General features: G+C 59.8%; 24 protein-coding genes. 8 read left to right on the forward strand and 16 right to left on the reverse strand.

The features are described from left to right. Window positions 1-95: 95 nt before the first annotated feature. Window positions 96-644: a GNAT family N-acetyltransferase gene (locus ACUTSC_RS10635; RefSeq protein WP_197766867.1), complete on the forward strand. Its 549-nt coding sequence runs from the start codon at window positions 96-98 to the stop codon at window positions 642-644. On the opposite strand, the gene ACUTSC_RS10640 is transcribed toward ACUTSC_RS10635, so the two are convergent. The 6 genes from ACUTSC_RS10640 to ACUTSC_RS10665 form a co-directional block, all read right to left on the reverse strand. Then, window positions 635-886, reverse strand: a complete 252-nt coding sequence (locus ACUTSC_RS10640; RefSeq protein WP_025301707.1) for a hypothetical protein — start codon at window positions 884-886, stop codon at window positions 635-637. The genes ACUTSC_RS10635 and ACUTSC_RS10640 overlap by 10 nt on opposite strands. Before the next feature lie 86 nt (window positions 887-972). Further along, window positions 973-1,425, reverse strand: coding sequence for a DCC1-like thiol-disulfide oxidoreductase family protein (locus ACUTSC_RS10645; protein ID WP_197766868.1), 453 nt, complete (start codon window positions 1,423-1,425; stop codon window positions 973-975). A 73-nt stretch (window positions 1,426-1,498) separates the two neighbouring features. After that, complete coding sequence (locus ACUTSC_RS10650) at window positions 1,499-1,828, reverse strand: hypothetical protein (RefSeq protein ID WP_063990881.1); 330 nt, start codon at window positions 1,826-1,828, stop codon at window positions 1,499-1,501. Window positions 1,829-2,065: 237 nt separating this feature from the next. Further along, window positions 2,066-3,241 (reverse strand): type I restriction endonuclease, encoded by a 1,176-nt coding sequence (locus ACUTSC_RS10655; protein ID WP_197766869.1) that lies wholly within the window; start codon window positions 3,239-3,241, stop codon window positions 2,066-2,068. Window positions 3,242-3,547: 306 nt separating this feature from the next. Next, window positions 3,548-4,174 carry an isochorismate family cysteine hydrolase YcaC gene (ycaC, locus tag ACUTSC_RS10660; RefSeq protein WP_033653308.1) on the reverse strand — a complete coding sequence of 209 codons (627 nt, stop codon included), beginning with the start codon at window positions 4,172-4,174 and terminating at the stop codon, window positions 3,548-3,550. Between the two features lie 113 nt (window positions 4,175-4,287). Continuing rightward, entirely contained in the window at window positions 4,288-5,169 is an 882-nt protein-coding gene (locus ACUTSC_RS10665; protein ID WP_038873171.1) for a pirin family protein, read from the reverse strand. 125 nt (window positions 5,170-5,294) lie between these two features. Here ACUTSC_RS10665 and ACUTSC_RS10670 point away from each other — a divergent pair, with 125 nt between their 5' ends. Next, window positions 5,295-6,203 carry a LysR family transcriptional regulator gene (locus tag ACUTSC_RS10670; protein ID WP_197766870.1) on the forward strand — a complete coding sequence of 303 codons (909 nt, stop codon included), beginning with the start codon at window positions 5,295-5,297 and terminating at the stop codon, window positions 6,201-6,203. Here ACUTSC_RS10670 and ACUTSC_RS10675 read toward each other — a convergent pair whose 3' ends face one another. Next, a complete protein-coding gene (locus ACUTSC_RS10675) occupies window positions 6,204-6,587 on the reverse strand; it encodes a VOC family protein (RefSeq protein WP_107227159.1) in 384 nt (127 codons plus the stop codon). 2 nt (window positions 6,588-6,589) lie between these two features. After that, window positions 6,590-7,372 carry a DeoR/GlpR family DNA-binding transcription regulator gene (locus tag ACUTSC_RS10680; RefSeq protein ID WP_070915501.1) on the reverse strand — a complete coding sequence of 261 codons (783 nt, stop codon included), beginning with the start codon at window positions 7,370-7,372 and terminating at the stop codon, window positions 6,590-6,592. A 33-nt stretch (window positions 7,373-7,405) separates the two neighbouring features. On the opposite strand from ACUTSC_RS10680, the gene ACUTSC_RS10685 reads away from it, so the two are divergent. Together ACUTSC_RS10685 and ACUTSC_RS10690 are read left to right on the forward strand one after the other, a co-directional pair. Beyond that, window positions 7,406-7,696: a hypothetical protein gene (locus ACUTSC_RS10685; protein WP_242512579.1), complete on the forward strand. Its 291-nt coding sequence runs from the start codon at window positions 7,406-7,408 to the stop codon at window positions 7,694-7,696. Next, window positions 7,638-8,162, forward strand: a complete 525-nt coding sequence (locus tag ACUTSC_RS10690; protein ID WP_242512580.1) for a hypothetical protein — start codon at window positions 7,638-7,640, stop codon at window positions 8,160-8,162. The genes ACUTSC_RS10685 and ACUTSC_RS10690 overlap by 59 nt, the downstream gene beginning before the upstream one ends. Window positions 8,163-8,197: 35 nt before the next feature. Here ACUTSC_RS10690 and ACUTSC_RS10695 read toward each other — a convergent pair whose 3' ends face one another. From ACUTSC_RS10695 to ACUTSC_RS10710, 4 genes are all read right to left on the reverse strand, one after another. Beyond that, window positions 8,198-8,461 carry a putative hemolysin gene (locus ACUTSC_RS10695; RefSeq protein ID WP_004940597.1) on the reverse strand — a complete coding sequence of 88 codons (264 nt, stop codon included), beginning with the start codon at window positions 8,459-8,461 and terminating at the stop codon, window positions 8,198-8,200. 49 nt (window positions 8,462-8,510) lie between these two features. Beyond that, window positions 8,511-8,999 (reverse strand): DUF2501 domain-containing protein, encoded by a 489-nt coding sequence (locus tag ACUTSC_RS10700; protein ID WP_015376789.1) that lies wholly within the window; start codon window positions 8,997-8,999, stop codon window positions 8,511-8,513. 126 nt (window positions 9,000-9,125) lie between these two features. Continuing rightward, on the reverse strand, window positions 9,126-9,716 hold the full coding sequence (gene pagP / locus ACUTSC_RS10705; RefSeq protein ID WP_197766871.1) for a lipid IV(A) palmitoyltransferase PagP: 591 nt from the start codon (window positions 9,714-9,716) through the stop codon (window positions 9,126-9,128). 165 nt (window positions 9,717-9,881) lie between these two features. Continuing rightward, a complete protein-coding gene (locus ACUTSC_RS10710; protein ID WP_063990876.1) occupies window positions 9,882-10,352 on the reverse strand; it encodes a universal stress protein in 471 nt (156 codons plus the stop codon). Between the two features lie 674 nt (window positions 10,353-11,026). Between ACUTSC_RS10710 and ACUTSC_RS10715 the strand changes: the two genes are divergently transcribed. Continuing rightward, window positions 11,027-12,706: a thiamine pyrophosphate-binding protein gene (locus tag ACUTSC_RS10715; protein ID WP_197766873.1), complete on the forward strand. Its 1,680-nt coding sequence runs from the start codon at window positions 11,027-11,029 to the stop codon at window positions 12,704-12,706. A 52-nt stretch (window positions 12,707-12,758) separates the two neighbouring features. On the opposite strand, the gene ACUTSC_RS10720 is transcribed toward ACUTSC_RS10715, so the two are convergent. Next, a complete protein-coding gene (locus ACUTSC_RS10720) occupies window positions 12,759-13,862 on the reverse strand; it encodes a DUF1615 family protein (RefSeq protein WP_197766874.1) in 1,104 nt (367 codons plus the stop codon). A 178-nt stretch (window positions 13,863-14,040) separates the two neighbouring features. On the opposite strand from ACUTSC_RS10720, the gene tehB reads away from it, so the two are divergent. After that, window positions 14,041-14,904, forward strand: a complete 864-nt coding sequence (gene tehB / locus ACUTSC_RS10725; RefSeq protein ID WP_197766875.1) for an SAM-dependent methyltransferase TehB — start codon at window positions 14,041-14,043, stop codon at window positions 14,902-14,904. On the opposite strand, the gene ACUTSC_RS10730 is transcribed toward tehB, so the two are convergent. Together ACUTSC_RS10730 and ada are read right to left on the reverse strand one after the other, a co-directional pair. Next, a complete protein-coding gene (locus ACUTSC_RS10730; protein WP_197766876.1) occupies window positions 14,899-15,612 on the reverse strand; it encodes a 2OG-Fe(II) oxygenase in 714 nt (237 codons plus the stop codon). The genes tehB and ACUTSC_RS10730 overlap by 6 nt on opposite strands. Continuing rightward, window positions 15,609-16,664, reverse strand: coding sequence for a bifunctional DNA-binding transcriptional regulator/O6-methylguanine-DNA methyltransferase Ada (gene ada / locus ACUTSC_RS10735; RefSeq protein WP_197766935.1), 1,056 nt, complete (start codon window positions 16,662-16,664; stop codon window positions 15,609-15,611). The genes ACUTSC_RS10730 and ada overlap by 4 nt, the downstream gene beginning before the upstream one ends. A gap of 237 nt (window positions 16,665-16,901) precedes the next feature. Between ada and leuE the strand changes: the two genes are divergently transcribed. Continuing rightward, on the forward strand, window positions 16,902-17,540 hold the full coding sequence (leuE, locus tag ACUTSC_RS10740) for a leucine efflux protein LeuE (protein WP_016928933.1): 639 nt from the start codon (window positions 16,902-16,904) through the stop codon (window positions 17,538-17,540). A gap of 159 nt (window positions 17,541-17,699) precedes the next feature. Then, window positions 17,700-19,199 (forward strand): aldehyde dehydrogenase family protein, encoded by a 1,500-nt coding sequence (locus ACUTSC_RS10745; protein WP_197766877.1) that lies wholly within the window; start codon window positions 17,700-17,702, stop codon window positions 19,197-19,199. Window positions 19,200-19,232: 33 nt separating this feature from the next. On the opposite strand, the gene feaR is transcribed toward ACUTSC_RS10745, so the two are convergent. Continuing rightward, window positions 19,233-20,132: a transcriptional regulator FeaR gene (feaR, locus tag ACUTSC_RS10750; protein WP_197766878.1), complete on the reverse strand. Its 900-nt coding sequence runs from the start codon at window positions 20,130-20,132 to the stop codon at window positions 19,233-19,235. Window positions 20,133-20,244: the final 112 nt, after the last annotated feature.

The raw sequence follows: 20,244 nt of genomic DNA on the forward strand, positions 1-20,244 counted from the left end.
TGCCCCTATCCCCCTCTCACTCGCAGAGGGGGATTTCCCGTTTCGCCGATCTGGACTACAGTCAACGCTGTCCATTTATCCGGCCAGGAGAAACGATGCAGAGCTTTAATCCTACCGCCCCTTTTTTTAGCGAACGCCTGCAGATGCGGCCGCCGGTGATGGCGGACCTCGAACGTTTCTACGCCATTTTTGGCGATCCGCAAACCCAACGCTTCAACCCCGCCGGCCCGCTCACCAGCGAAGCGCAGGCCGCTTCGGCGCTACAGGACCGGCTCGCCGGCTGGCGGCAACACGGCTACGGCTCCTGGGCGCTCGCCCTGCGCGAACGGCCGGATTGGGTTATCGGGTTTGGCGGGTTGTCCTGGAAACCGCTCGGCGCGCAGCGCACCGTCAACCTCGGCTATCGCTTCGACACCCGCGAGTGGGGCATGGGGCTGGCCACCGAGATGGCGCGGGCTTCATTGCAATACGGTTTTATCGGGCTGGAGGTGGGCGAGATTTCCGCCATTGTGCGCGCAGAGAATCAGGCTTCGTGGCGAGTGCTGGAAAAAATTGGCATGCAGCGTGTGGATACGCTGGATGACGTGCCCGGCGCGGCGCCGAGCCTGGTGTATACGCTAAAGCGCGGCGACTATCAGGGCTGATCGTCGCTGATTTTGGCCAACGCCATGCGGTAAGATTTGACCTTCTGACGCTTTTTCAGCCAGGTGGTGGTAGAAACGATGAACACCGCGCCCGACATCGCCAACACCCCGGTCGGATGGCCGTAAAACACCATCAAGGCAAAATACACGGCGGAAACGATCGCCACCCATTTTGCCGTATTGCCCATGTCGTTCTTCTCCTGGGTCAAACGGCGGATGTGCTCTTCTTCACTGATTCCCATACGTGCTCCTTGTTGGCTGAACGTTCCATTATATGGAGCTGGGGTGTTGATATTTCAAGCGGTTGGACGGTAAAGAAGCGTAAAGCTCAGGCCGGGGGTTCCCGCCGCCGGGGCAGATAGCGCCCGGGCTGGTCGGTGCCCGGCAAATCGCTGCCGTCGTTACGGCCAAACAGCCGGTAGCGATTGCCGGCGACCGCATCGTAGACCTTGTCCGCCAGCCGCGGCGGCAGGTAACGCGCCAACGCCAGTACGCGGTACGGCCACCCCAATTGGCGCAGCGCCTGGAACAGCGCCGCCGAACGCAGCCAATAATGCCCCTGCTCAACATAGACCACGGAATCGATACGATCGGTCGGCAACCCCAACGCCTGCAAGATCGCCTGCCCTTCGACGGATTGCACCGTCGCCAACAGAATGCGCCGCTGCCGATCGGCGCGAATAAGATACCTCACCAGCCCGTGACATAGATTGCATGCGCCGTCGAACAACAGCGCGCGATCGCCGGGCTGGAGATAGGGCAATGGTGATAAAGGGGTCATCCCGCCTCCCGTTAAACGCACGCCTTAGCCTAACGCGCCTTGAGCGTGCGAACCAGAGCGGGATGACGGTCCGTTAACGCGCAGGCGGGGCGTCTGGCACGGCCACCACCGCGACGCGCACCTCGTAATGTTTGGCGCTGCCCGCCGGGATTACCGCCGTCAGTTTGTTGATGGTTTCCACCGGATTGTCGCTGGCCGAGGTGGCGCAGAACAATTCACCGCCGTGGCAGAACCCCGGCTTGGGCGGGTGCCCGCCCGGGAAAGGCGGCATGCGCATCGGTTCATCCGCCGCAGGCGGCAACGCTTTGGCCGCAGGCGCCTCGGGAGCCGACATCGCGCTCGCGCTGAACAACAGCGCCATGCCCATGCAGGGCAGCGCCAGGATCTTGATTGCTTGTTTCATTGAATTAGCCTCATTTGCCGGGTTCGGGATTACGCTACCCCGCCCCCGGCCCATGAGAAAGCCGCTTTTCGCTACCTTTTCGCCCCGCTACGTTTTGCTTACATCCCGCGTCTAACGTGATGAAAACAGAAGATTTGGTAAGCATTCCGACTTTTCCATCCTTCCACACAGCGCATACCACCCTGCGTGGAAACTCTTCATGTTATTTTTCTAATCAACCCCTTAACGGGGTATGAGCTAGCTTTCCTGCTTATCTTTTCTCTTCTGCCTAAAGTTCTCGTCATTAATACAATATTGGTAAGAATCAACGATCAATCCCGTTAGCCGTAAAATATTTTCCGGGCGGTCGATAATGATATGCCCCCCTGCTGCCAACTCCAGGCCGGCGCGAGTGATCTCAGCCTGTCTGACATCGTCTATCTCAAGCGGAAGCAAAATGGTTGGGCGTTGCTTATTGTCGAAATAACGCAAAATCCAACGCGTCGTCTTCCCTTGAAAGAGGATGCTGTAATAGCTTTCCGTGTCTTTCGCAATCAGCTCTGCCTCAGTACCCAAGATCATCGCCACATTGTCAAACAGGCACCTTTCTGCAAAGGTCGTCACTATTTTACTATTCTCGGGGTCAACGATCGGCGCGAGCGGATCGGGTCTGTTTTGCGTTTCACCTTCATCTGAGGATTCAGACGCTACGACATTTTCCGTCGTCACTGACAGACCAGAAACGACCATCGCACTCACCGCTTTTTCAACAGCTAAACGAACCAATGGCGTTATTGTGTCCAAAAAACGTTGGTTTAGCTGACGCTGAACGTTAGAGCGACTTGCCACATAACGAACAAAATCTGAATCAACGTCTCGAAGGCTGGCGCTGATAGTTTTTGTAAATGAAGTCAGATAGATACTTTCTTCAGCTAACGTCCGCAGCGCCTCCGGCTGAAATTGGTCGTGTCTAAATCTATAGAGCTGATCAATGTCAGAATCATTTAGATTATTAAAATCTATTTTCAGGAATGGCGTATCATCCATGATGTTCTTATCTTTCAGATCGGTGAAAAATCGCCATTCCTTTCCATTGGTTATTGCAGAAACCGTGACCTCTGGTGTCGCATTAAAATAACGAGATAGCTGAGGGCTATGATTTGACAGATTTTGATTGAAAGACTTAGCCTCGATGAACATGACGGGAACCGCATGGCAAAAAAGGGCGTAATCAACGCGCTCACCCACCTTAACACCTGGAAAATCAGCACCATACTCAGCCTTTACCTTAGTCGGATCATACGGATGAAAGCCTAAGGTTTCTAATAACGGCAAAATTAATGCCTGCTTAGTCGTTTCCTCAGTATTGCAATGCTGGCCAACAGAGGCCACATGGAGAACATGGGCCTTAAGCTTATCTCTGAATGCATTCATCAACCATCCCTCTGCTGTGTTAAATCGCTGTAGTCTTAAATCACACGTTCAAAAGTGCTTTTCTTGCAACAAAGCGGAGTTCTTAAATAGAGCTCCATAAACATTTTATAGAATTAGCATTAATTATTAGTTATATAGCAGAACAAATAGCCTTAATCAAAATAGGAACACAAAGACCTACAGCCGATCACAATAAAAAAGAGAGAAGTATTAACAGATGGGAATTTATAGCGAGTGAACCATTATTGGTGCTTATACAGAATCTAAATGCAGATGATGGGCAGCAAATACTGCCCATCTATCGCGTTACTTACCGTTCGTCAGCGTGTTGTAGCTGGTCATCAGATTGCGGTAGTCCGGGATGTGGTTGGAGAACAGCGTGCCCAGGCCTTCGATGTCGTTGCGCCAGTCGCGGTGCAGCTCGCAGGCGACGCCGAACCAGGTCATCAGCTGCGCGCCGGCAGCTTCCATGCGGCTCCAGGCCGACTGACGCGTCAGCTCATTGAAGGTGCCGGAGGCGTCGGTCACCACAAAGACCTCAAAGCCTTCATTGAGTGCTGACAGCGCCGGGAATGCCACGCATACCTCGGTCACCACGCCGGCGATGATCAGCTGCTTGCGGCCGGTGGCTTTCACTGCGTTGACGAAATCGTCGTTGTCCCAGGCGTTGATTTGGCCGGGGCGGGGAATGAACGGGGCATCGGGGAATTGGGCCTTCAATTCCGGCACCAGCGGGCCATTGGGGCCGTTTTCGAAACTGGTGGTCAGAATGGTCGGTAGATTGAAGTACTTCGCTAAATCACCCAGCGCCAGCACGTTGTTTTTAAACCGATCGGGATCGATATCGCGCACCAGCGAAAGCAGCCCTGCCTGATGATCCACCAGCAATACGGCGGCCTGGTCCTTGTCGAGGCGCTTGTAATTTGCAGTCATGGTTTTACTCCTGTGGGGTTGATGTTGCGGATGAAACGCCCCGCCAGGGCGGGGCGTCGAGGTTTAAGTGTAGCGCCTGAGCCGGGGAACACGTCCCGCCCCAGGCGCCAAGGTCAGCCGGCGCTCGCTTCGGCGTTCATGCTGCCGAACTTGCCGCTGTTGAAGTCGCGGAACGCCTGCTGGATTTCCGCGTCGCTGTTCATGACGAACGGGCCGTAGCCGACGATAGGCTCATCGATCGGTTCGCCGCTCAGCACCAGCAGCGCGACGTCGTTGTTGGCTTCGATAGTGATCGAATCCCCCGCCCGGTCGAAACGCACCATTTGGGTTTCGCGCACCACCTCTTCGCCGTTGACCAGGATCGCGCCGTGCAACATCACCAGCGCCAGCGTATGGCCTTCTTTCACCGTCAGCGTGGTGGTATGGCCGGCATTCAGCTTCATATCCCACACGTTGAGCGGGCTGAAAGTGCGTGCCGGGCCGGCGTGGCCGCCAAAGTCACCGGCGATCACCCGCACCTGCCCTGCGCCGTCCGCCAGCGGAACCACCGGAATATCGGCGTTCAGCAGCGTCTGGTAACCGGGCTCGGCCATTTTGTCCTTGGCCGGCAGGTTGACCCACAGCTGCACCATTTCCATAGTGCCGCCCTTGCGCGAGAAGTCCCGCGAATGGAACTCTTCGTGCAGAATGCCGGAGGCGGCGGTCATCCATTGGACATCGCCGGGGCCAATCACCCCGCCGCTGCCGGTCGAGTCGCGGTGTTCCACTTCGCCCTGATAGACGATGGTCACCGTTTCAAACCCGCGATGCGGATGCTGACCCACGCCGCGGGTGCCGGAGGCAGAGCGGAATTTGGTGGGCGCCGCATGATCCAACAGCAGGAACGGGCTCATTTCCGCCCCCAAATCGTTATAAGAGAACAGCGAATTCACCAGGAAACCGTTACCGACCCAATGCGCTTCCGGGCTGTTGTGAATACCGAGGATTTTTTTCATCTTGAACTCCCGTTTCAGACCTCACGGCCTTAAGTTGATGGCAGAAGTTTAATCTGTCGGGGTTTGCTGCAGTAGTAGGCAAGATGTACACTCAGCGTTCTACTGGTAGAACGATAAGGGATACGATGCTGACCGATCTGAACGATCTGTTTTTCTTCGCCAGCGTGGTCGATCACCAGGGATTTGCTCCCGCCGGCCGGGCGCTGGGCATTCCCAAATCCAAGCTCAGCCGCCGCGTGGCGCTGCTGGAAGAGCGGCTGGGCGTGCGCCTGATCCAGCGCTCGACGCGGCGTTTCTCGGTGACCGAGGTCGGCCAAACCTATTACGCGCACTGCAAGGCGATGTTGGTGGAAGCGGAAGCGGCGCAGCAGGCGATCGAACAGACGCGCGCCGAGCCCTGCGGCACGGTGCGCATGTCCTGCCCGGTGGCGATCCTGCACACCCGCGTCGGCAGCATGGTGGCGGCCTTTATGGCCGACTATCCGAAGGTGACGGTGCATCTGGAAGCGACCAACCGCCGGGTGGACGTGGTGGGGGAAGGGTTGGATCTGGCGATCCGCGTGCGGCCGCCGCCGCTGGAAGACAGCGATCTGGTGCTGAAGATCCTGGCGCAGCGCACCTGGTGCGTCGCCGCCAGCCCGGCGCTGGTGCGCACCTTCGGGCCGGCGCGCATGCCGGAAGAGCTGCGTAAATACCCGACGCTCGATCTCGGCCCGGCGCGCGCTCAGCACCAATGGCGGCTGACCGGCCCGCAGGGGGAACGGGTCGAGTGGGAACACACGCCGCGGCTGGTCACCGACGACATGCTGATGCTGCGCACCGCCGCCATCGCCGGCGCCGGCATCGTTCAGCTGCCAGCGATGATGATGCGCGACGACATGCTGCGCGGCGAACTGGTCCAGCTGCTGCCCGGCTGGCAGCCGCAGGGCGGCGTAGTACATGCGGTCTACCCGTCGCGCCGCGGTTTGTTGCCGGCGGTGCGGCTGCTGCTCGACTACCTGGGCGAGCAGTTCGCCAGCATTGAAGAAGAGTGATCAGGCGGTGATTTCGATCGCGTTGCCGTCCGGATCGCGGATGACGGCCTCATAGAAGCCGTCGCCGGTCCAGCGCGGCGCGGACTGCAGGATACCCTCCTGCTGTGCGCGCTGCGCCAATCTATCGACCTGCCGTTCATCCCCCAGCGACAGCGCGATGTGCGCCCAGCCCACCCGTTCTTCCTGGGCCTGCGCCGGCAACAGCGTCGGCACGCGCATGATCTCCAGCGTCGGCCCGGCCGCCAGGCTGACGAAACGGGAAACAAACCCCGGCCGGTTGCGGCTGACGTACTCCTCACCCGCCTCACCGTTGAAATAGCGCTGCCAAAACGCCAGCTGCGCGTCGATATCACGGGTCCACAGGGCAACATGGGCTATTTTCATCATCATTCTCCGGTCGGTAAATCGCTGTGCCAAACCTGGCCGCCGCCCTGCGCCACCTGCAGCTCAAGCTGCGGGTGCGCGCCGCGCGCCGTCACCAGATGATCCACCCGCCCGGCGGGCAGGAAGGGGTAAGGGGCGTAGGTATTGAGCTTGTCGCGGGTACACAGCACCGCCACGCTGCCAGCGCGCGTCAGCAGCCGCTTTTTGAAGGTGGCGTCCTGGTAGCTCAGCGCGGAGAAGCCGCCATCCGGGTCGTAGGCGCAGATGCCGGTGAACACCAGATCGAAATGGAAACCGTCTATCTCTTCCGCCGCCTTGGCGTCCACGCAGCCGCCAACCTGCGCATCCAGCTCACCGCCGATCAGGATGGTGCGGATCCCCGGCCGTTCCAGCATTTTGCCGGCGATGCTCAATGCATTGGTCACCACCGTCAAACGCCGATCGCGCGGCAACAGATCCGCCAGATACAGGTGGGTGCTGCCGGCATCGAGGAAGATCAGCTGCTCTTCACCGATCAACCCCAGCGCGGTCTGCGCCAGCGTCAGCTTCTCATCGCCGCTGAGCGCCATGCGCGCCGCAACGGGGCCTTCAGCCGGCGTCGGCGCCAGCGCGCCGCCATAGATACGTTTACACAGGTTCTGCGCCGCCAGCTGGCGCAGATCGCGGCGGATGGTGGCTTCGGTGGTATTCAACCGCTGCGCCATCTCCAGGGCCAGCACCCGCCCCTGTTGGCGAAGCGCATCGAGAATGGCCTGATGGCGCTCATTCGGTAACAGTTTGGACATCATGTCAATCCGGTGACGCTAAAGTGATCACAAATGTACACAAACAAACAAAAACGTACAATACAGAGCGAAAGAAAAATCGCCGGGCAGGATTTTCGCCTGCGGGATGTTGGCTATACTGAGGCAAGCGAAGTTACCGCAGACGTAACGGCTTGGACGCTAAGGGAAAACGATGTTATTGACGATCGCAAGGTGGCTGTTTCAACTCCCCGGGAAGCTGTTCGGGCTGATTTTCAAAAATCGCCTGAGGATATTTTTGTTCTTCATGCTGATCGCCGTTGGGGTGCTCGGCGCCAAGCGCTATTTGCGCGCCCACCAATATGACGACGAGTTCAGCCTCGCCGCCCCCACCGATTATAACCGCGCAATAAAGCGCGAAATGCCGCTGCGCGAGGCGCGTGAACAGTGCGGCGGTCCGCTGCATGACAATGCCGGGCAGCCGTGGCCCGCCTCAGCCGGTTATCTGCATCAGCCGACGCGGCTACCCGCGACCGGTCTGCATCGGCTGACGCTGGATAATCAGGGCAACGATTTCGCGGTGCTGGTCAAACTGGAAACGCCGACGGCGCCGCAACAGCTGGCGGAAGTCTTTATTCCACCCGCAGGCAGCTTCGAGATAAAAATCAATGCGGACGCGGAACACGTCATGAAAATCAAGAACATCAAGACCGGCTGCATGTTCCGCTCCCGGCCGTTCAACCTGGATAAACAGAGCGATTGGCGCATGCCGCTGACGCTACAGAAGGACGGCAGCCTGCAGCTGCAGCCGATAGGGGATCGCCAATTCTGATCGGGCGCCGGGCGGAAAAGCCGGCGCCGCGAGGGTTACTTTTTCACCGGGTGATCGCGGCGGAACAGTTCCCAGCTTTCAATTTCCTGCCCACTCGGCAAGGTGCAGGTGGAATACTGGCCTGCCGCATTCTCTTTGGCATTCAGCTTGCCGCCGATTTGGGTGCAGTACACGTCGGCCGGGTTCGCCATGCCGATCGGTTTCACCTGCGGCGGTGGCGGCGCATCGTTGGATTTCACGGAACACCCCTGCAACATCGTCATCCCTGCCAACAGGGAAAGCATCAACGTTTTTTTCATTTTTCCAGCTTATGCAAAAAGAACGGCGGAGCGCTCCGCCGTTCGCTCATCATGAAATAAAGGATTTGCCCTGTTTCAGCACCAGATCGCAGGCTTTTTGCTTCACCTTCTCGGTGATCTGCGAGGTGCCCAGGCTGTTCAGATCCAGGCTCTTGCCTTCGCCGGTCTGCAGCAAGCCGCCCAGGCCCTGCTGATAATCCTGGCTCTTGGCGTTTTCGGTGCTGGTGATGCCCAGCTTGCTGAGCAGCTGATCTTTCACCCCTTCGGCGCCGTTAGCCGACAGCACGTTGTTTTTCACGCAGTACTGCAGGATACCGGCGGCATTGGTCATGCTGCTGGAGCTCAATGCCTTGTCGCCACCGTTCAACAGGCCGGTCAACGAGGAAAGCGACATGCCGCCGCTGCTGTCGCCGCCCGACTTGCTCAGTTCGCCCGCCGCACTGCTGAGGGAATCCATCAGCCCGGCGGCCTGGGTGGCGCCGCTGGCCAGGGTAGCGGACAGCGCCAAAGCCAGCAGTAAACGATGTTTGGTGATCATAGTGGTGAAACTCCTGTAATAACGGCATGCGATCGGCGCAGCGCGCCGGGATACCCTTCCGACGCCAGCGGCGGCGACAAGTTCCTTTTATCTCTCCACCGCGCCGTTTTTCGGAATTCAGGAAGTTTAGAACTGCCAGCGCAGCCAGGCGAAGAACACGTTGCCGTTGTTATAGGTGCCGGGAATGTAGGTCGCCTGGAACGTCAGCCGCTGATAGCCGATAGAGGCCAGCGGCAGCGGCGCCGGGATGGGAATGTATTTCCAGTTGTCACGCGCGGTGACGCTGGCGGTGAAGCCCAGCCCCAGGCGGAAATCCTTGTCATCCAGCGGGCGCCAGATCTTCTCGTAGGCGTAGCCGCCGATCGGCTCCCACTTGTTGAAGGAGTCCTTGAACGCCATGATGTAGATGCCGTGCCAGTCACCGTCGCTGTCGTAGCGGGAGATGCCGTAACCGGCGCCCCACGGGCGTTCGTTGTACTTATCGATATGTTCATCATCGTAAGTCCAACGGTTGTGCCAGGTGATGGCCGGGATATAGAGATCGTGGTTAGGCGAGTTGTTCCAGGTCTCCGCCACGTTATGGGTAAAACGCTGCCATAGACCCGGTTTTTCAGCCTGCACGGTATTGCCACTTTCTGTACCAACCTCAGCGTAAGAAGGCAGTGCAGGAAATATCAACGCCAGAGAACATGCCAAAAGAGTCCGTTTGAGAAACATCGTAAAGCTCCTGTAAAAATACGGCCGCAGATTTTTACCGATAGCCCAGACAAGATCAAGCTGTATCTAATTTATCCAACGCCCGTTGTGCTTTGGTTAAGTTTAGCACCGGAAAATTCCCAATAATTCATAACAAACTGTACCGATATCCGCATGCTATCGCCTTTAGGACGGCAAAACCGTGGGAAAAGTCCGCTTTGTCGCACGCGACTCGCGGGCAAGATGCTTGACCAACACATCGACATCGAGACGGTTCACAAATTCCAGAGAATATGAGGAATAGAGGCCGAACAGGCGGTTTTGGTGCCCGACCACCACCAGATCGATGCCGGCCTGATGAATGAAATCGCTGACGTCCTTAAAGCGCCGGATGGTGACGATTTCCTTGACAGCAACCGGCGCATCAACGGCGCTCACCAACCGGCTCAGCATCGCCTTGGCGGCGATCACCTCCTGCGCCTGGCGATCTTTGACCAGCGCATCGCTGCCGTACTCCAGCTCCGCATAGTCGGGGTTAAGGTGGCCGACGGTGATGGCGATCGGCAGCCCGCGCACCATCGCCACCGTTTGACGCAGCAACGGCAACCCATCGCGCTCATCGTGAATCAGTACCAGAATATGTCGATAGCTTTTCATCGCTCTTTCCCCCGTTGGCCAGTGCCACTGGGGCACCATCCTCTCTGGTAGGTATACGCCATCTGCGCGCACGTAGAGAAAAGTTTACGTATCACTTCCCACGGAATGTGATGGCCACCACGTTATATTAACGCCCGCAACGGCGTATTTTAACGCCGGCCCGACGTGGCGCGCACTGCGGCCCCCGTAAAGCAAAGCTGACGAAAACGGGCGAACAAAAAACGCCAGTTGTTAATTTTTTGTTTTTTATTGGTTACTGGATGGTTTCATGAAATAAGCGTGCGGCGGATCACCAAAATCCCCCTTTACGTCAGCTTCGGTTTTTCTTTTCCAGACCCACAGCCGGGTGCTACCAGGCAGGATTTAACGCGGCGTCAAAAGTACCGGATGATTCGCCCTGAATCATGATAAATGCCAATGCGCCGCCGCTTTTCTGTCGATATACCGCCAATGAAAAATACCGTCTCTTCCCAATACTCAATAACCCTACTTTTTATGCATTACTCAATCGCGTAAAGCGCCGAGTACAAACCGCCTATTTACCGCCTGCCAGCCGTCTCTTGAACAAGCCGACGCTTTAAATAACTGTTAATGCTAACGACACAACATCGCCAGCAATTTATTTTTGCTGATTTTCGCCTGACAAAATAAAGATAAATAATCCGGAGCAATCAATGAAAATAACTATCGGGTCATTCATTCTGCAACAGCTTCACGCCCTGAAGGTCGATCGTATTTACGGCGTGCCCGGCGACTATAACCTCAGTCTGCTGGAGCTGCTGGAAAGCGACGAACGGCTGGCGTTTGTCGGCAACTGCAATGAATTGAACGCCGCCTACGCCGCCGATGGCTATGCCCGGATGCAGGGCGCCGGCGCGCTGATCGTCACCTACGGCGTCGGCGATCTGGCCGCGCTGTCCGGCATCGCCGGTGCCTATGCCGAATCTTCGCCGGTGATCTGCATTGCCGGCACGCCGCCGCTGCACGCGATGAAGAATCATCAGCTATTGCACCATACCTTGGGCGACGGCAATTTCGACAACGTCATGAACTGTTTTAAACAATTCACCGTTGCTCAAGCCTTGATTACGCCTGAAAATGCCGCCCAGGAAATTCCGCGCGTTATTTCCCGCGCCTGGATAGAGAAGAAACCGGTCTATTTACAGCTGCCTTCCGATATTTGCGACGTCGAAATTGAAATCACCGCAGCCGCAGCGGCGCCGCAGTTGCCGGCCAGCGATAAATATAATGTGCAATTAGCGGCAATGGCGCTGTTAACCAAAATAAAACGCGCGCAGCGCCCGATCATGTTGGTCGACCAAATGGTGGATCGCTATCAGCTGCAGCAGCAGGTTATCGAAGTCGCTCATCGCTTTGCCATTCCGTTGACCAATATGCCGACCGCCAAATGCATTATCCCGGAAGATACCGCCGGTTGGATGGGCGGCTACAGCGGCAACCTGTCGCGCCCCGAACTGTATGAACGCATGGCCCACTCGGACTGCGTGCTGAGCTTCGGCGTACGTCTGGTGGACTCCACCACCGGCTATTTCTCGCAGCAAATTTCCGCCGCTGCTCAGGTGGATATCCAGCCGTTCTCGCTGAAGCTGGACAACACCTCCTACCCGGCGGTGGCAACGGCGGATCTGCTGCAGGCGCTGCTGGATCTGAGCGAAGACGCGCCGGTACAGCGCCTGGCGCCGCTGCCCGATCCCCGTGAAAAGCTGGCGACGCCGAGCGACGTCCCCATCGACCAGGCCTATCTGTGGCAACGGATCCAACGATTTATCCGGGCGGATGACGTGGTGGTGGTGGAAAACGGCACCTCGGGCGCCGCCATCGGCGGCATGCGCATGCCGGGCGGCGTCAAGGTAGTCAACCAACCGATCTGGGGCTCGATCGGCTATACCCTGCCGGCGCTGCTCGGCACCCTGATGGCAGCCCCTGAGCGCCGTCACCTGCTGTTCATCGGCGATGGCTCCTTCCAGCTCACCGCGCAGGAAGTATCTACCCTGCTGCGCTGCGAGCAAAAGCCGATCATCTTCCTGATCAACAACGACGGTTACACCATCGAGCGTTATATCCTCGGCGAAAACTCGTCCTACAACGACATCGGCCCGTGGGACTACGCCAAACTGCCGGCGGTGCTGAATACCCAGGCGCAGTCGTTCAGCGTGGCGGTGGAGACCACGCAGCAGCTGGAAATGGCCCTGGAACACGCCTCGCGGCAAGATCGGCTGGCGTTTATCGAGGTGAAAGTGCCGATGATGGACACGCCGCCGGTGATGAAAGAGTTCTGCAACCGCTGCAACAGTTTTAACTTCGGCCTGACCAACCCACGCCGCAGCGCCTGAGGCGCGATCGCGCCGCCGGTGGTTCAGGCCACCGGCGGCGTTTTCTTTTGGGTTACCCGCCGGCGCGCGCCATGCAGCGCTGGCGGCGTTCGTCCACCCGCTTGGCGAACCAGGCGGTGGTCAGCTTGCGGGTGATTTTCGGGCTTTCCAGCTGGATGCCCGGCAGCATTTCGCGCGGCAGCTTGCCGCCCGCCAGCGCATAGACCTTCTTATACAGATCGGTATCGGCAAAGCCGGCCGTATCGCCTTTCTCGAGCGCCCGGCGAATGGCGCTGTCGCTCATGTTCAGGCGCTTGCCGAGCGTGCGCACCGCCAGCTCGGTCGAGCCGGGCTTGTCGCTGCCGAAGTCGATAAGATCGCCGTCCAGCGCCAGCGGAATGGCGCTAGCCCGGCTGACCGCGTTTTGGAACGCCGCGTTGCGGCTGGCGTACCAGCCGGCGTTGAAGTCGGCAAAGCGGTAAATCGGCCGGCTATAATCGGCTGGGTACCCCAGCAAATGCATAATGCCGAAGTACATACCGCCGCGCCGGCTGAAAACTTCGCGGCGAATCGAGCCGTCGACCGGATAAGGATACCCTTTGGCGTGCGCCTCGGCGAAGGCAATGCTCACCTGCATCGGGCCACCGGTATGTACCGGATTTAAATGACCGAACAGCTTCTGCCCCATCGGCACACGGTCGATCATGTCATCGAAGATATCACTCAGATCCTTCTCGGTGCGCACCTTATCCAGCCGCTCGCTGTAGCTCTGCCCGTTCGACGACGAAATCTTCAACGCGGTGTGCACCAAAAAGTTCGGGATGTGCATCTGATCGGCGCGGCGGTCGATCTCCTTCCAGGCGATCTTCGGCAACCCCGGCACCTGCGGGTTAGCCTGGAACGTTGACTCCTGTTCGGTCACCGCCAGCACCGAACACAGGTTCTCATCGCTCGGCTCAATGCCTTGCGCGGCGAAGGCGGCGGTAATATCGGTGGCCCAGCCCTGACGATCGCCGGCGTTGGCCGGGATCAGCGTCATCAATCGCGCTTTGACGTCGGCGGGACGCGCCGTTGGCGCCGTGGTGGTGGTTTTGCTGGTACAGCCCGCCAGCGCCAGCAGCGCGGCCAGGCTCAGCCAACGGAAGGGCAGCGGGTGGAATAAACGAGGTATCGGCATCTTTTCCCTGAACGTGATGACATGAACAGCACTGAAATTAGCCCAGCCGCCGCGCACAATCCAGTATAAAGATATCGCCGCGCCTTTCCGTCAGGCCGCTATGTTCAAACGCCTCATAAAGATGTATTTTATATACATCATATAAATCACTTTGCTTGCCCAGCCAGAGGAGCCCCTTATGGAGCAGCAGCTGCTTTGCTACAAAACCCTGCCGGAATGGAACAACGACACGCTGCCGGCGGCCTTCCGCCAGCGCCACAACACCCAGAGCGGCACCTGGGCGAAGCTCACCGTACTGAGCGGCAGCCTGACGTTCGCCATGATGACCGAGGACGGCGCCACCACCGAGACCTGGCAGTTCAGCCCCGAAAGCCAGCCGCCGTTTATCGCACCGCAGCAGTGGCATCGCATCGTTTCCTTCTCGGACGACATGACCTGCCGGCTGGCGTTTTACTGCACGGCGGAAGATTACTACCACAAGAAATACGAACTGACGCGCACCCACTCCGAAGTGATCGAGGCGGCGGCGCGCATCGCGCCGGGCAAGGCGCTGGATCTGGGCTGCGGCGGCGGCCGCAATTCGCTCTATCTCAATCTGAAAGGTTTCGACGTCACCGCCTGGGACAAGCACGCGCCGTCGATAGACCGCCTCAATCAGATCATCGACGCCGAGCAGTTGACCCGCCTGAGCGCCAGCGTGCAGGATCTCAATACCCACCGCTTCAGCGGCGAATACGACTTCATCCTGTCCACCGTGGTGATGATGTTTCTCGAACGCCAGCAAATTCCGCATATCGTGCAAAACATGCAGGACAGCACCGTACGCGGCGGCCATAACCTGATCGTGGCGGCGATGGATAGCGAGGATTATCCCTGCCCGCTGCCGTTTCCGTTTACCTTCAGCCCGGGTGAGCTGAAGCATTATTATCGCGACTGGGAGATCCTCAAATACAACGAGGACGTCGGCCAGTTGCATAAGACCGACGCCGCCGGCAACCGTATCTCGCTGCGCTTCGCCACCCTGCTGGCGCGCAAGCTATAGCGCGTCGTGAAAGATAACCCCCAGCGTGTGGCGTTGGCCGGCGCGTATCCGGCTGACGCCGTGGCGCAGATTGACCCGATAGTAGCCTTTCACTCCCGCCACCGGCCGATGATGCACGGCGAACACCACCGCGTCGCCCTGCTGCAGCGGCACCACTTCCGGCCGGCTCTGCATCCGCGGCCGCTGTTCGGTCAGCACGAACTCGCCGCCGGTGAAATCCCGTTCGGGGGCGGAAAGTAAAAACGCCACCTGCAGCGGAAACACCCGCTCGCCGTACAGATCCTGATGCAGGCAGTTGTAATCTCCGGCTTCGTAACGCAACAGCAGCGGCGTCGGCCGCCGTTGGCCGGCCCGGTGGCATTCGGCCAGGTAGGCCTCGTGTTCGGCGGGATAGCGCGCCGCCAGACCCAACAAGGCGTTCCAGCGGTTGGCCACCGGCGCCAGCCGTGCATACATCAGGCCGCGCGCCTCGGCCACCGGCGGCGGCAGCGGATAGGCGAAATACCGGTACTCGCCGCGGCCAAAACCATGCTGCGCCATCACGACACGGCTGCGGAAGTGCGCATCGTGCGGGTAGAGCGCCGCCAGCTCGCGGCACAGGTCTTGGCTGAGCACGCCAGGCAACCGCGCGCAGCCCTGCGCATCGAGTTCGCGTTCGATTGTCGCCCAGTCCAATTCGGCCAGCCGCGCCGCCAGCGGGCCGCTCATCGCTGCGCCTCTTTTTCCAGCAAGGCTTGCTTGCGCTCGACGCCCCAGCGATAGCCGGACAAGGCGCCGTCGTTGCGCACCACCCGGTGACAGGGGATCGCCACCGCCAGCACGTTGGCGGCGCAGGCGCCAGCCACCGCGCGCACCGCTTTGGGCGCGCCGATGCGCCGGGCGATATCGGCATAGCTGACGGTTTCGCCGACCGGTATCGCCTGCAACGCCCGCCAGACCCGTTGTTGAAACGCGGTGCCGCGAATATCCAGTGGCAGCGCCAACCCGTTCTCCGGCGCTTCAATCAGCCCCACCACCTGCGCCATCAGCGCTTCATACTGCGCGTCGCCGCCGATCAGCTCGGCATTGGGAAATTTGTCCTGCAGATCCTGCACCAACCGCTGCGCATCGTCCCCCAGCAGAATGGCACAGATGCCCACCTCGCTCTGCGCCGCCAGGATCTCACCCAGCGAACAGCGCCCAACGGCGAAATGGATGCGCATGCCTTTGCCGCCCGCCCGGTAAGCCTTCGGCGTCATGCCCAGCGCGACGTTGGCTTGCTGATAGAAGCGGCCATTGGCGCCATAGCCGGCGTCGAAGATCGCATCGGTCACCGTCTCCTGCTGCATAAGACCGGTGCGCAGCCGTTGGCTGCGCTGCGCGTCGGCATAGCCTTTCGGCGTCAGGCCGGTGATCGCTTTGAACAGCCGGTGGAAATGGTATTGGCTCAACCCGACGTGACGCGCCAGCGTCTGCAGCGACGGCGCTTTCTCCGCCCGTTCGATATAGCGGCAGGCCTCGGCTATATGCCGCGCATGCTGCTCCGTCAACGGCGTCAGCCCCTGGCGGCAGCGTTTGCAGGGCCGATAACCGGCCGCCTCCGCCTGCTCGGCGTCCTCGAACAGCTCCACGTTTTGCCGGTTCGGCTGGCGTGACGGGCAAGAAGGCGAGCAATACACACCGGTGGTTTTCACCGCGTAGATAAAGCGGCCGTCGGCGTGTTTGTCGCGGCTGACGATCGCCAGCCAGCGCGGATCGGCGCTGTCGATTACGTTTTTCATCATCCGTTCCTCACTGCGGTTTCGATGTTAACCAGCATAGTGACGGGCCGTTGGCGAAACACGTCGGCTCTTGCTTTTTAATTCGGCGCCGACGTTTTCAACAATGTTTCAACAATTTTTAACCAACAACATGAAGTTTATTACGTTGCCAACCCGGTTGCACAGCGTTAGGATCGCGGCCGGTCACGGGCGTGGCCAGTGTTTTTGCCTGTTAGTTGCGCGCATGGAGAGGTTATTGTGTTAGAGAGTTTTGGCGTCCTGAATTTATGGACCTATTTGGCCGGGGTGGTCTTCATTATCATTCTGCCGGGGCCGAATACGCTGTACGTACTGAAAACCGGCGTATCGCGCGGCGTGCGCGCCGGCTACACCGCGGCGCTCGGCGTGTTCATCGGCGATGCAATCCTGATCTTCTGCGCTTACATCGGCGTGGCTTCGCTGATCCGCACCACGCCGTTCCTGTTTACCCTGGTGCGTTTTCTCGGCGCGATTTACCTGCTGTTCCTCGGCGCAAAAATCCTCTACGCCACCTTCGTGCAGAAGGCGCAGGCGCAACAGCAGCAGATTGAGGGCGGCCACAGCATTCTGCGCAAGTCGCTGACGCTGAGCCTGACCAACCCGAAAGCTATTCTGTTTTACGTGTCGTTCTTCGTGCAGTTCATCGATTTCAACTACGCGCACACCGGGCTGTCGTTCACCATTTTGGCGCTGATCCTCGAAGCCGTCAGCTTTATCTACATGAGCACGCTGATCTTCTCCGGCGCGATGCTGGCGCATTTCTTCAATCACAAGAAAGGCCTGGCGAAGCTCGGCAACGGCCTCATCGGCCTGCTGTTCCTCGGCTTCGCTACCCGTCTGGCGACCCTGAGTTCGTGATCCCTCCCGGCCGGCGCCCGCCGGCCGCGGTTTACCCTTCCGTCACGGCAAAATGACACGCAGGGCAAACCGAATGTCAGGCAGACCAAAGCCGCCGCTTTCCCGCTGATCTAGACTTGCAGGGTTAACGATAACCTGATGAGCCTGATCGGAGGATGTATGTCTGACAATACCGTAGCCGTGCTGGATAGCGTGTCGCGTTTTCTCGATCGTCAGCATGGGCTGTATATCGACGGCCAGTGGCGCGCGTCCGCCGCGGAAGGCCGCCTGGCGGTGTATAACCCCGCCAATGGGCAGCAGATCGCCACCACCGCCGACGCCAACGAACACGACGTCGCGCTGGCGGTGCAGTCCGCCCACAAAGCCTTCAGCGAAGGCGTCTGGGCGCAGCGTCTGCCGGTAGAGCGCGAACGCATCCTGCTGCGCTTCGCCGATCTGGTGGAACAACACGCCGAGGAGCTGGCGCAGCTGGAAACCCTGGAGCAGGGCAAGTCCATCAACATCGCCCGCGCTTTCGAAGTCGGCAGCACCCTGAACTGGATGCGCTACACCGCCGGTCTGGCGACCAAAATCACCGGCCAGACGCTGGACGTCTCTATTCCGATGCCGCCGGGCGCCAAATATCAGGTTTATACCCGTAAAGAGCCGATTGGCGTGGTCGCCGGCATCGTGCCCTGGAACTTCCCGCTGATGATCGGCATGTGGAAAGTGATGCCGGCGCTGGCCGCGGGCTGCTCCATCGTCATCAAGCCGTCGGAAACCACCCCGCTCACCCTGTTGCGCATCGCCGAACTGGCGAGTGAAGCCGGCGTGCCGCCGGGCGTGTTCAACGTGGTCACCGGCCGCGGCACCGTGTGCGGCAAGGCGCTGACCGAACATCCTCTGATCGCCAAAGTCAGCTTTACCGGCTCCACGCCGGTGGGCAAAAGCATCGCGCGCGCGGCGGCGGATCGCCTGACCCGCGTGACGCTGGAGCTGGGCGGCAAAAACCCGGCCATCGTGCTGAAAGATGCCGATCCGCAGCAGGTGATCGAAGGCCTGATGCTCGGCAGCTTCCTCAATCAGGGGCAGGTGTGCGCCGCCAGCTCGCGGATTTATATCGAAGCGCCGATTTATGACCAACTGGTGGCCGGTTTCGAACAGGCAGTGAAATCGCTGTCGGTCGGGCCGGGCATGGACACCGGCGCGCAAATCAACCCGCTGGTGTCGCTCGCGCACCGCGACAAGGTGGCGGCCTACCTGGACGACGCCCGGGCGAAAAACGCCGAGCTTATCGGCGGCGCGGCCGGGCCGGACGCCAACGGCTTCTACATCCCGCCAACGCTGGTGATCAACCCGGACGACAGGCTGAACCTGACGCGCGAGGAAGTGTTCGGCCCGGTGGTCAACCTGATTCGGGTGGCGAGCGCCGAGGAGGCACTGAGCAAGGCCAACGACACCGACTTCGGGCTGACCGCCAGCCTGTGGACCACCAGCCTGCAGCAGGCGATGGCGCTGACGCCGCGCATTCAGGCCGGCACCGTGTGGGTCAACACCCATACGCTGATCGACCCGAACATGCCGTTCGGCGGGTTCAAACAGTCGGGTAGTGGCCGTGATTTCGGCCCGGATTGGCTGGATGCCTACACCGAAACCAAATCGGTCTGCATCCGCTATTGAGTGAAGCGGCGCGGGCCTGGCCCGCGCCCTGATTTATTGATATTGCCGGCGGTACTCGCTCGGCGACATGCCGAAACGCTGCTTGAAAGCGGTCGAGAAATGGCTGTGATCGGCGAACCCCCAGTCGAGGCCGACTCCAGCCAGCTTTTCCTGCCCGGCGGCACTGCGCAGCGCCTGCGCGCACAGATCCAGCCGGCGATTTCTGATGTACTGCGCCACCACCAGCCCCTGGCGGGCGAACAGCCGATACAGGCTGCGCAGCGACACCCCCAACTCGGCCGCCACCCATTCCGGGCGCAGCTGCGCCGACTGAATATGCCTGTCGATCAACGCCAGCGCCTTGTCGAAAACCGGCTGTTGCCCCTCCGGGCGCGCCTGTTCGAGCGCCAGCGCCGGGCGCAGCAGCGCCGCCAGCGCATTCAGCACCGCTTCGCTTTCCGCCGCGGCGAGCTGAGGATCCTGCATGCTGCTCAGCACCAGCTGGCGGCTGAGGCGCACCGCGCTGAGCTCTGCTCCGAGACGCTGGGCACAAGGCGGCGGCACCGGCAGGCAGCCGCGCGGCAACAGCAGTGAGATTTGGCGTGAATCGCGCTGGAAGGTGAAGCTGCTGGGCCGTGAGGCGTCGATCAGCGTGATGTCGCCGGGAGAGAGCACCGCCTGGCTCTCGCCCTGTTCCATCAACGCGCTGCCGCGCAGCTGGAAGACGGTAAAAAAGTGCGCGCCGTCGCTGCGGGCGATCTCGCGCGGCGTGCGGTACAGCCGGGCCTGAGACACGTCGACCACGCTCAGGCGCAGCGCATGGGCGCGGAATTCCTGCATCGCCCCGCTGAAGCCCGGCCCCAGCGTTTTCGCGCAGAATCGGCCGCAGGCGGTGTTGATTTTCCCCAGCCACTCTTCGAAGCCGACGTCCCGGAGCGTTGCCAATGCCGTCATGATCTCTCCCTTCAAACAGCAGCGGTGCTGCGCCGTTGAACAGAAAACCACCATAACAATCCGTTAACACACAATCAATGGCGAGCCGGGGATTTGGCGCCGCGATCACAGA

The sequence above is a fragment of the Serratia sp. TSA_105.2 genome, from assembly GCF_052692115.1.